We start from the raw sequence: 9,866 nt of genomic DNA on the forward strand, positions 1-9,866 counted from the left end.
GGCAGTGCTGTCGACGAGCTGCGAGACATCAAGGCCAAGGCGGCCACCAAGAGCGAGACCGAGAGCGAGGCGTCATGACTGACCTGACCGCAACCACCCGAGTAACCGTCGAGGTGTCCGGTCGACGACCAACGATCGCGGACATGCAGGTAGCCCTCGACATCTTGGCCGCCGAGGGCATCCCGTCAACGTTCGACATTCACGTTGATCAGCGCACCGGGCGCGAGTACATCGAGGGCGTGCCGGTGGACGAGCGTCCGATGACGTTCACGCTCAGCGTGACCGCCGAGCGTGCGGCGGCTGTCGCTGCGACTACCGAGGAGGCTTCATGAGTGCGAGTGGGCAGATGTCGACCGAGTCTGGCGTGCTGACCGAGACCGACCGCGAGACGATCTCCGAGGCGATCTGGCTCTGGGACCAGACTCCCGAGCAGACCGTCGAGGATCACGTCCTGCCGGTCGTCGAGCGCGTCGTCGCTGCTCACAAGGCGCGATGGCAGGGGGAGGCGCTCCGCGCCGAAGCCGCACTGATCGGTCGTGGCACCTGCTGCCCCGAGTGCGACGGCGTCGCGCAGATGATGCTCGACCGTGCCGACCAGATGGTCATTTCGACCGGACCGACCGCCGCACCAACCACCGAGGGGGACGCATGAACAACGAGGCGCTGAACGAGAGGCTGGCTGAGATGCTGGCCGAGCATGAATGGACCCGCAAGTCACGGTGCACCTGCCATTGGACGCCGCGGGCCTGCATGTTCCCCGAGCCCTACGTGAATGGTGCCGACCAGTACCGCGCGCACGTTGCCGCCGCGCTGGTGCCCGTCGTGCGGGCGATGCAGGCGGAGGCGTGGGGCGAGGGCGGTGCGCACGTTGACAGTCGCGGCGTCTACGACCCTGACGACAACCCGTACCGCAGCGACGAGAGCGAGGGTGGGCGATGAGCGAGTGGATGTGGCCCATCGGAGGGCTGCTGGTCGCGCTGGTCGCGCTGCCCGTGGCGGTGTGGATCAAGCGGGCTGGCGAGCGTGACTGGCGCCGCCATCAGGTCAGGCAAGTGACGATCCGCATCGTCGCCAACGTGGCACCGGCGGTAGCGACGCTGACTGGGATGGCGACGGCGATGGCATCGGCGATGAGGGCCGCAGCCGACTTCGAACGAACGATGGCGCAGGTAGCCAAGTCGCTGACGGCCGCCGAGACGAGCAACGAGGGGGACGCGTGAGCCGCTGCCTGCACTGTGGAGCCGAGACGACCAACGGCCTGGCGTTGTGCGAGCTGTGCCAGCGGTTCGTGCACGACTGCCTGGAGTTCCTGCCGGTCTACTTCCGCAACCTCGCACGCTGGCGACCGGGACGCGCAGGGTCACGCCAGGTCGCCGGGTCACGGGTGCTCTACGACGGCATCGACCGAGGCGCTGGCACGGGCGACCGGATCAGCGACACGCTGGACGAGACGCTGACGATGCTCACCACGCGAGCACGGACGCTGGCCGAGGACCGACCGCACTTCCCTCGACCACTGACCCTGACCGACGCCGTGCTGACCGACGACATGGCGGCCGCCTACGCCGACGCGCTCAACGACGACCCTGCGCGCACCGTGGTGTTGCTGTGTGCCGGTGTCGACGAGCACCTGATGTCCATCGCGACCACCGAGTGGTGCGGCGACATGGTGCGCGAACTCGGCGAACACGAGTCGCGATTGCGGGGGCTGACTGAGTCGGCTGTCCCCGGCTGGTACGCAGGAGGCTGTCGGCAGCCGGTGGGCTTCGACGAGACCGGCGCCGTGATCCGTTGCGAGACCAGTACCTACGTCGCGCCCGGGCTGACATGGGTGACCTGCCGAGGATGCGGCGCGACCACCCACGTCGCCGACCACCTGCCGGTGATCCTCGAGGAAGCACGCGAGTGGGTAGCTCGACCCAGGGCGCTGGCCGAGGCGGTGGTAGCGATGGTGCCGACCGAGCAGAGCGTGCCCAGGCTGTACGCCCGCATCCGGCAGTGGGTGCACCGAGGCGACCTGAAGCCACGGCGGAATCTGACGCGTGGCTACACCTGGGACGCCGACGCTGGGCGCATAGTGGTCGCCGACGTGGAGATCGGGCACGCGAGGTACCGACTCGGCGACGTGCTCGACCGGGTGCTGACCGAGGGCGCGACACGCCTGGGGCCGAGCGCGGACGACAAGACCACCGTCGCATCGTGACGTGCGCTACCATCTGTCACAGGTTGGGCGTCGTTGGCGTCCCCACACTTAGGTCCCCAGCGTCGTCCGCGACTGCTGGGGTTTCGTGTTCCAACCCCACCGTCCCGAGCGCTCGGGATTGGATCGGCACACCTCTGGCCATTGCGAGAACAGGGCGCCAATGGATCCCCTCGCGTTGCCCGGGCGCTGGACCGCTGGGAACTGGGTGCGACCGGCAAAGTTCAAGGAGGTCAAGATGGCCCTCTTCCATGTTCCGGACTTCGACCGACCGGCATGCGCCAAGCCTGAACACCTGCCGCTCGTCGACGCCGCATACCGGGCCCCGGGTGGTCCCGAAGGTCAGCGGATGCGGGATGAGCTCTGCACCGGCTGCCCGGCCGGCGACCAGTGCCTTGCTGCGGCGATGACCCGCGGCGAGTGGGGTGCCTGGGGCGGCAGTACCAAGCACGCACGGACCCGGCACGGCGCGGCTCGGACGTCGCTGCGCTCGAGTTCGTGATGGGCCGCCGCGTCTACCGGTACGCCGGCCGCGATTGGCCCGACCCGCGCGACACCAGGGCCTGGCGTGCGCTGCGAGACCGAGTGGTGAGCGAGGAGCCCACCTGCCGACTTCGCATCGTTGGCGTCTGCACCACCGTTTCCACCACCGCCGACCACATCATCCCCGTCCCCGAGCGGCCAGACCTCGCCATGGAGCGCACCAACCACCGCGGTGCGTGCGCGTCCTGCAACCGGGCTCGCAGCAACCTCCCAGACTCCGCGCTCGTCAAGGACAGCGCCCGCCCTGCGCCGGCCCTGGAGATCTTCAGGTGCTGACCGTCATCACCGGCCCACCCTGCGCGGGCAAGACAACCTACGTCGCAGACCATCGAGACCCCGGCGACCTGGTCATCGACCTCGACGCCATCGCTCACGCGCTCGGCTACCCCTCCACCCACGTCGAGTGGAACGACCAGCACCCAGCCCTCGCGGCCGCCCGGACCGTCCGGCAGGTCATCCTCGACCAGGCACTCCGCGCCAGTGCCGCAACGTGGCTGATCGAGGCCAAGCCGCACCCCACTAGCCGACGCATCTACCAACGGCACGGCGCCCGGATCGTCGACCTCGATCCCGGCCGCGCCGTCTGTCACCAGCGAGCGGAGGCCGCAGGCCGGTCCGCCGGGACACGGCAGCAGATCGACCGCTGGTACGGCGTCGCCTCCACCAACGCACCCGCTCTCGACCTGTTCGGCTGACCCGCGGGGCCCGGAAAAATCCGAGGGGTGTCCAACCGAGGCCGGATATCCGGCCTCGTCTCTCTCCCCGGACGACCCATGTCACGCTAAGGAGCCGCCGTGCAGAAGGACTGCGCGCAGTGCGGTGAGGTGTTCGAGGCCAAGCGGTCGACGGCGAAGTACTGCGGGGATCGGTGTCGGCAGCAGGCTCGACGCAAGGTGCCGGCGGCGGAGGCTGAGGCGATCGAGCCGCGGCTGCCGTCGATCGTGACCACCACCCAGGCCGAGCTGACGCGGATCGGGAAGCTCGACACGGTGCTCGGTGCGCAGGCGATGACGCTGGCGCAGCGGATGACGTCGATGAAGGACACGGGCTCGGCGATCGCGGCGCTCTCGAGGGAGCTAGACCGGGTGATGCTCCGGGTTGCTGCTGGTGCTGCGAAGCAGGAGGACCAGCTCGCATCTGCCAGGAGGCGCCGTGACGAGAAGAGGCGCGCGGCGGCCGAAGCTCGCGAAGCGTAAGAATCCGGCGGCGTGGTGTCACGAGGTCGAGTACCTCTACACGTTCGGGCCCGAGGTTGCGGACATCGCGGCGGAGACCGGGCTGATCCCTGACGAGAACCAGCAGTGGATCCTCGACCAGACCTTCGGGTACGACGCGACTGGTCGGCCGGCGGCGTTCGAGGTCGACCTAATCGGGCCGCGGCAGAACATCAAGACGAGCTCCATCATCATGATGGAGATCGGGTGGATGTACGTCACCGAGGAACCGTTCATCCTGCACACCGCGCACGAGCTTGACGCGACCGAAGAGGCGTTCATCGACCTGCGTGAGCGGCTGCTCGATACCCCGCTGCTGCGCGCCGAGCTCAACCCGGCGAAGGGTGACCGGGACACCCCGGGGATCTATACCGGCAACGGGTCGTGGGAGATCTGGCTCCTCAACGGCACCCGCTTGAAGTACAAGGCTCGAGGTAAGGACTCCGGGCGGGCGCTGGCTGCTGACAAGCTGGTGCTCGATGAGGGGTTCGCGCTCCAGAACTCGCAGGTCGGGTCGCTCTATCCGATCCTCACTACGATCCCCGATGCTCAGGTCGTCGTCGCGTCCTCGGCCGGGAAGCTGTACTCCTCGGTGTTGCGCGACCATCGGCATCGGGGTCGCAATGGGCTGACGGCCCGCCAGTTCTATGCCGAGTGGGGGGACCGGCAGCCGTGGATCGGCTGCAAGTCCCGGCATTGCAACCACGCGAAGGACGCTGTCGGGTGTGCGCTCGACGACGAGAAGCGCTGGGCGGAGATCATGCCCGCCTGGGGGCTGCGTGTGTATCCCGAGACTATCCGCAACATGAGGCAGGCGATGCCGCCGCTGGAGTTCGCTCGCGAGTTCATGGTCTGGTGGGAGGACCCGCCGAACGGTGACTCGTCGGGCGTGTTGGACCTGAACCAGTGGGCGGACCTGAGGGACCCGTCGGCGCCGGCGCCTGGGCGTGTCGTGGTCACGCTTGCGGTGTCGCCGGACCGAGAGCGTTCGACGATCGCGGCCGCCGGCGCTCACCCTGACGGGCGGACGCTCGTGGTCACCACGACCCGGCCTGGGACGTCTTGGGTGGTCGAGGCGCTGGCGGCGCTGTACGAGAAGCGGAACGTGGTGGGGAAGGTCGGTCTGCGGCCGAACTCGCAGGCGGGTGCACTGATCGGTGACCTCACCGCCGCGGGGATCAAGGTCGAGCCGATCACCAGCGTCAACGAGGGCCAGGCGACTGCGGCGTTCATCAAGGGCGTCGAGGACAAGCGCATCGCGCACGTGGGCCAGGCCGAGCTCGATGCCGCGGTCGCGAACGCCACCACCAAGATCACCCCGAGCCAGACCGAGGTGTGGGACCCCCGCGACGCCACGGTCGACATCTCGCCCGTCGTCGCTGCCTCGACCGCGGCGTTCAAGTGGGCCGCGACGAGCAAGACGCCGCCGCCCGCGCCGCGCCGCGCCGCGGGATCTCGTGCCCGTCGTGGGAGCGAGGTCGCGAGCGCCGGCTTCTGACCGACCTGACCGAAGGGAGACACCGTGGTCGACACCCAGCAGACCCCGCCTCCCAGCCCGGTCCGGGAGCGTGGCTACGCCGCCGACAAGGGGTCGGGCTGGTGGGTCGACCTCAGTCAGGAGACGACCCCGGAGCTGCGGTGGCCGCTGTCGATCGGGGTGTTCGACCGGATGCGTCGCCAGGACGCGCAGGTCGCATCGGTGCTCCGCGCGGTGCAGTCGCCGATCATCCGGACGCAGTGGCGGCTGGACGGCTCCGGGTGTGACCCGGAGGTGACCCGGTTCGTCGCGCAGAACCTCGGCCTCCCGATCGTCGATGACGACCCGGAGAACGACCACCGCGCGGCCATGCGGGGTCGGGACCGGTTCTCGTGGGACGACCACGTGCGGCTCGCGTTGCTGATGCTGCCGTTCGGGCACATGTTCTTCGAGCAGGTCTACCGCTTCGACGAGAGCACATCGAAGTTCCGTCTGCGGAAGCTCGGGCCGCGGCTGCCGCACACCATCTCGCGGATCAACGTCGCGCGCGACGGAGGCCTGGAGTCCATCGAGCAGTGGGGCTCCGGGCTGGATCTGTCGGGCGGCGTGAAGCTCCCGGTGAACCGGCTCGTCGCCTACGTACTGGACCGCGAGGGCGGGAACTGGCTCGGGCAGTCGCTGCTCCGGTCGGCGTACAAGAACTGGCTGCTGAAGGACCGCGCACTGCGGACCTGGTCGCAGTCGATCGACCGCAACGGCATCGGGATCCCGAAGTACAAGGGCGCGGAGAACGAGACCGATCTGACCAAGGGCCAGGACATCGCCGCGGACATGCGAGCCGGGGACAACTCCGGCGTGGCTGTCGCCTTCGGTGCCGACGTGGAGCTGATGGGCGTGAAGGGCACCCTGCCGGACATCGAGAAGTTCGTCGCCTACCACGACGCCCAGATCGCCCGCTCGGCCCTCGGGCACTTCCTGAACCTCGGCGGGCAGACCAACGGCCAGGTCGGGTCGTACAACCTCGGGTCGGTCCTGTCCGACACCTTCCACCTCGCACTGGACGCGGTCGCGGACCTCGTCGCGACGGTCGGGTCGGCCCACATCATCGAGGACCTCGTCGACATCAACTTCGGCCCGACCGCCCCGGCGCCCCGGTTGACCTACGACCCCATCGGGACTCGGCAGACCGAGCTCGACCGCGTCCGTGAGATGGCCGGACTGTCGTCCGACGCCGACCTGACCAAGTTCCTCCGCTCCATCCCCAACCAGTAGGAGTCCTGATGACCAAGATGGGCCGCTACCGCTACTGGGGAGACCAGAAGCCGGACACGTCTCGGCCGCTGCTGACGTTCAGTCGGCCGCAGGAGGCTGTCGCGCCCGCCGCCCGCACGGGTGCAGCCGAGCCGCCGGCCGTGACCGGCACGCTGCGGATCTACGGGCCGATCGACTCTTGGGGCGGCTGTTGGGGCGTCTCGGCCAAGGAGGTCGCACAGGCCCTCGACATGCTCGGCGACGCCGAGCGGATCATCGTGCGCGTCAACTCTCCCGGTGGCGAGTCGTCCGAGGGACGCGCGATCGTCAACCTGCTCCGCGCCCACCGCGCCGAGATCGTCACGGTTGTCGACGGAGCCGCGTACTCGGCTGCGTCCTACATCGCCGCCTGTGGCGACGACAGCGTCATGAGCCCGGGAACCACGCTGATGATCCACGACACCAGCACCTTCCTCTATGGCAACGCGGCAGCGTTCCGGAAGACGGCCGACGTGCTCGACACGCTCTCTAACAGCGGTGCCGAGCTCTACGCAGAGGTCGCTGGCGGCACGGTTGAGGAGTGGCGTGCTCGGCAGGAGGCCGAGACCTGGTACACCGCCGCTACGGCTGTCGAGTCTGGCCTCATGAAGCGCGTGGCCACCGTGCCCGACGCCGGCGTCGCTGAGACAGCCGGTGATGACGAGCCGGAGACCGTTGACCCGACCGACGTCGAAGAGCGCGCCCAGGCGAGCTACGACCTCTCCCTCTTCGAGAAGGCCCCCGAGCCCTCGAACCCTAAGCCCCCGACCGCGTCCGCGGGCGGGACCACCCAACCGGAAGGAGCTGCTGTCGTGGACTTCAACGACACGCAGATCACGGCCCTGCGCGAGCAGGTCGGTTTCCCCGCGGACGCGGACGCCGACACGATCGTGGCGGCCGTGACCGAGGCACTCGGCGAGCGCGCCGAGGCCTCCGAGAGCACGACCACGACCCCGCAGATCCCCGAGGGCATGGCCCTCGTGGACAGCGCGGTCCTCGCCCAGCTCCAGCAGGGCGCCGAGGCCGGCCGCACCGCGGCCACCACCCTCGCCACCCAGGAGCGCGACCGCGAGATCGCGTCAGCGCTCGAGGCCGGCAAGATCGCCGCCTCGAGCAAGAAGACCTTCGAGGAGCGCTGGGACGAGAACCCGGCCGGCACGAAGGCCATCCTCGACGCACTCACCCCGGGCCTGGTGCCGACCGACGAGGTCGGGCACGGCGGCGACACGGAGGGCTCCGCAGACGCCGCCTTCGAGGCCGCGCACACCGCGACCCTCGCCAAGCACGGCATCAAGAAGGGGGCCTGACCATGGCCGACTACCTGCCCAAGTACTTCCGCGGCCCGAAGCCGAACATCACGGTCGGCGCCGGCGGCATCACCGGCGGCAAGCTGCTCGAGCACGACGGGACCGTCACCGCCGCCGGGTCGAAGACCGTCATCGGCGTCGCCGGCCACGACCAGGTCGCCGGCAAGGCCGTCACCTACTTCCCGCTCCCCGGGAACGTCCACCGACTGATGGCGGGGACCGGCGGCGTGACCGCCGGAGACCTGGTGAAGGCCGACGCCGCCGGCAACGTGGTCACCGCCACCTCCGGCACCGACGCCGCCGAGGCGATCATCGGCACCGCCCTGACCACCGCGACGGCGACCAACGTCGCCGAGATCCTCGGAAAGTGAGGGCCTGAACATGGCTACCTCTTCGCCCGCTGCGCCGTCGCTCACCGGCACCACGCTGAGCATCGACGCGTACCTGAACAACCCGAAGTACTACGCCCGTGCGGCTGCGGACTTCCAGCTCACCCGCCCCATCGGCGGCGTGCTGCTGAAGGGCCGACTCGACGTCACCGGCTCCGGTGCGGCGCTGTTCGAGCAGATCGACAGCCTCTTCGCCGAACAGCCCGCGGAGGTCGTCGACCAGCTGGGTGACTACCCGCTCGTCACCACCGGAAACGGCACGCCCTCGGTCGCGCAGACGATCAAGAACGGCCTCGCCACCGAGTTCTCCGACGAGCTCGTCGCGCGGGGGCGGTTCGACGAGTTCAAGCGGAAGACGCAGAAGCTGACCAACTCGGTCGACAAGCTCTTCGACACCACCTGCATCACCGCCGTCTCCTCGGCCGTCACCGCGACCACGCCGGCTACCGCGACGTTCGACAACGCGTCCGGCAATGGCTTCCGTGACATCCAGGTCGCGGCCGCGAAGATCATGGAGGCAGGTGACGCGCTCGGCGTCTCCTACAACCCCGACGTGGTCGCCTGCCGACCGCTGATCTTCGCCTACGTCGTCGAGCAGCTGGTCAAGCTCGGGGCTCTGGACAAGGCCGCCGCCCTGGTCGCCAACGCCACCGGCATCGCTTACTCCGCGGGCGACGGCATGACCTACGTGCGCGCGAACGCGTCGTTCGGCTCCGGCACCAAGGTGCTCGTCGCCGACTCGAACATGCTCGGCAGCATCGCGACCGAGGACCTCGGCGGTGGCTACCAGCGCATGGGCGACGACCCGCTCGACACCGAGGTCAAGACCATCCGCGAGGACAAGAACGACGGCTGGCACATCCAGGCCCGCAAGGTCGCCGTGCCCTTCGTCACCGACCCGGCCGCCGGGATCTGGATCACGGGAGCGGGTGCCTGATGTACACCGTCATCGTCCCCCTGATCCAGGTCGCCACTACCGGCGGCGGCGCCGTCCAGGTCACCAAGGGCGGCGCCGTCCCGAGCGACATCACGCCCGAGGCGCTCGCCAACCTCATCGACCTCGGCTACGTCGAGGGAGCCGAGAGCGGATCGGACGAGCCCGAGGGTCCGCCGGCGAAGTCGGCGTCCAAGGGCGACTGGGAGTCCTACGCGCGCTCCCAGGGCGCCACGGACGAAGACCTGGCCGGCCTGAACAAGGACGACCTCGTCTCGCTCTACGGCGGCTGACATGGCGCACAACGCCACGCACGTCGTCAACGAGGGCCTCGTCGCCTACGTGCGTCTGACCGACGGCGGGACGGTGACGCTCCACTCGGGCGACACCGTCCCGCCCGAGGCGGACGCCGTCCACGTCGCCACGCTCGCCGGGCGTGGCGTCCTGTCCCAGTTGGCCGACCAGCAGTCCGAGCCGAAGGCCTCGGCCGGCGGCAAGCCGAAGGACTGAAC

The 9,866-nt window shown here is 69.3% G+C and carries 15 protein-coding genes; all 15 read left to right on the forward strand.

The features are described 5' to 3' along the window. The first annotated feature begins 74 nt into the window (after positions 1–74). The 15 genes from FHU40_RS03980 (at position 75) to FHU40_RS04050 (ending at position 9,864) form a co-directional block, all read left to right on the forward strand. The gene (locus FHU40_RS03980) at positions 75–332 is read left to right on the forward strand and encodes a hypothetical protein (RefSeq protein ID WP_183590959.1); all 258 of its coding nucleotides are present in this window, start codon (positions 75–77) and stop codon (positions 330–332) included. Beyond that, on the forward strand, positions 329–652 hold the full coding sequence (locus tag FHU40_RS03985) for a hypothetical protein (RefSeq protein ID WP_183590960.1): 324 nt from the start codon (positions 329–331) through the stop codon (positions 650–652). Before FHU40_RS03980 ends, FHU40_RS03985 begins: the two co-directional genes overlap by 4 nt. Further along, positions 649–939: a hypothetical protein gene (locus FHU40_RS03990; RefSeq protein WP_183590961.1), complete on the forward strand. Its 291-nt coding sequence runs from the start codon at positions 649–651 to the stop codon at positions 937–939. Before FHU40_RS03985 ends, FHU40_RS03990 begins: the two co-directional genes overlap by 4 nt. Further along, complete coding sequence (locus FHU40_RS03995) at positions 936–1,220, forward strand: hypothetical protein (protein WP_183590962.1); 285 nt, start codon at positions 936–938, stop codon at positions 1,218–1,220. The genes FHU40_RS03990 and FHU40_RS03995 overlap by 4 nt, the downstream gene beginning before the upstream one ends. Then, on the forward strand, positions 1,217–2,203 hold the full coding sequence (locus FHU40_RS04000; protein ID WP_183590963.1) for a hypothetical protein: 987 nt from the start codon (positions 1,217–1,219) through the stop codon (positions 2,201–2,203). Before FHU40_RS03995 ends, FHU40_RS04000 begins: the two co-directional genes overlap by 4 nt. A gap of 235 nt (positions 2,204–2,438) precedes the next feature. After that, entirely contained in the window at positions 2,439–2,702 is a 264-nt protein-coding gene (locus FHU40_RS04005; protein WP_183590964.1) for a WhiB family transcriptional regulator, read from the forward strand. A 310-nt stretch (positions 2,703–3,012) separates the two neighbouring features. Continuing rightward, on the forward strand, positions 3,013–3,438 hold the full coding sequence (locus FHU40_RS04010) for an AAA family ATPase (RefSeq protein WP_183590965.1): 426 nt from the start codon (positions 3,013–3,015) through the stop codon (positions 3,436–3,438). Positions 3,439–3,537: 99 nt separating this feature from the next. After that, positions 3,538–3,939 (forward strand): DUF2256 domain-containing protein, encoded by a 402-nt coding sequence (locus tag FHU40_RS04015; RefSeq protein WP_183590966.1) that lies wholly within the window; start codon positions 3,538–3,540, stop codon positions 3,937–3,939. After that, the gene (locus FHU40_RS04020) at positions 3,896–5,455 is read left to right on the forward strand and encodes a hypothetical protein (RefSeq protein WP_183590967.1); all 1,560 of its coding nucleotides are present in this window, start codon (positions 3,896–3,898) and stop codon (positions 5,453–5,455) included. The genes FHU40_RS04015 and FHU40_RS04020 overlap by 44 nt, the downstream gene beginning before the upstream one ends. 24 nt (positions 5,456–5,479) lie before the next feature. Further along, positions 5,480–6,706: a phage portal protein family protein gene (locus tag FHU40_RS04025; RefSeq protein ID WP_183590968.1), complete on the forward strand. Its 1,227-nt coding sequence runs from the start codon at positions 5,480–5,482 to the stop codon at positions 6,704–6,706. An 8-nt stretch (positions 6,707–6,714) separates the two neighbouring features. Then, entirely contained in the window at positions 6,715–8,031 is a 1,317-nt protein-coding gene (locus tag FHU40_RS04030; RefSeq protein WP_183590969.1) for a head maturation protease, ClpP-related, read from the forward strand. Between the two features lie 2 nt (positions 8,032–8,033). After that, a complete protein-coding gene (locus FHU40_RS04035) occupies positions 8,034–8,402 on the forward strand; it encodes a capsid cement protein (protein WP_183590970.1) in 369 nt (122 codons plus the stop codon). Between the two features lie 10 nt (positions 8,403–8,412). Next, the gene (locus FHU40_RS04040; RefSeq protein ID WP_183590971.1) at positions 8,413–9,357 is read left to right on the forward strand and encodes a phage major capsid protein; all 945 of its coding nucleotides are present in this window, start codon (positions 8,413–8,415) and stop codon (positions 9,355–9,357) included. Then, a complete protein-coding gene (locus FHU40_RS04045; RefSeq protein WP_183590972.1) occupies positions 9,357–9,647 on the forward strand; it encodes a hypothetical protein in 291 nt (96 codons plus the stop codon). The genes FHU40_RS04040 and FHU40_RS04045 overlap by 1 nt, the downstream gene beginning before the upstream one ends. A gap of 1 nt (position 9,648) precedes the next feature. Next, positions 9,649–9,864: a hypothetical protein gene (locus FHU40_RS04050; RefSeq protein WP_183590973.1), complete on the forward strand. Its 216-nt coding sequence runs from the start codon at positions 9,649–9,651 to the stop codon at positions 9,862–9,864. The last annotated feature ends 2 nt before the right edge of the window (positions 9,865–9,866 follow it).

Origin of the sequence: Nocardioides soli (assembly GCF_014191495.1) — a bacterium.
In the GTDB taxonomy this organism is placed as follows: Bacteria; Actinomycetota; Actinomycetes; order Propionibacteriales; family Nocardioidaceae; genus Nocardioides; species Nocardioides soli.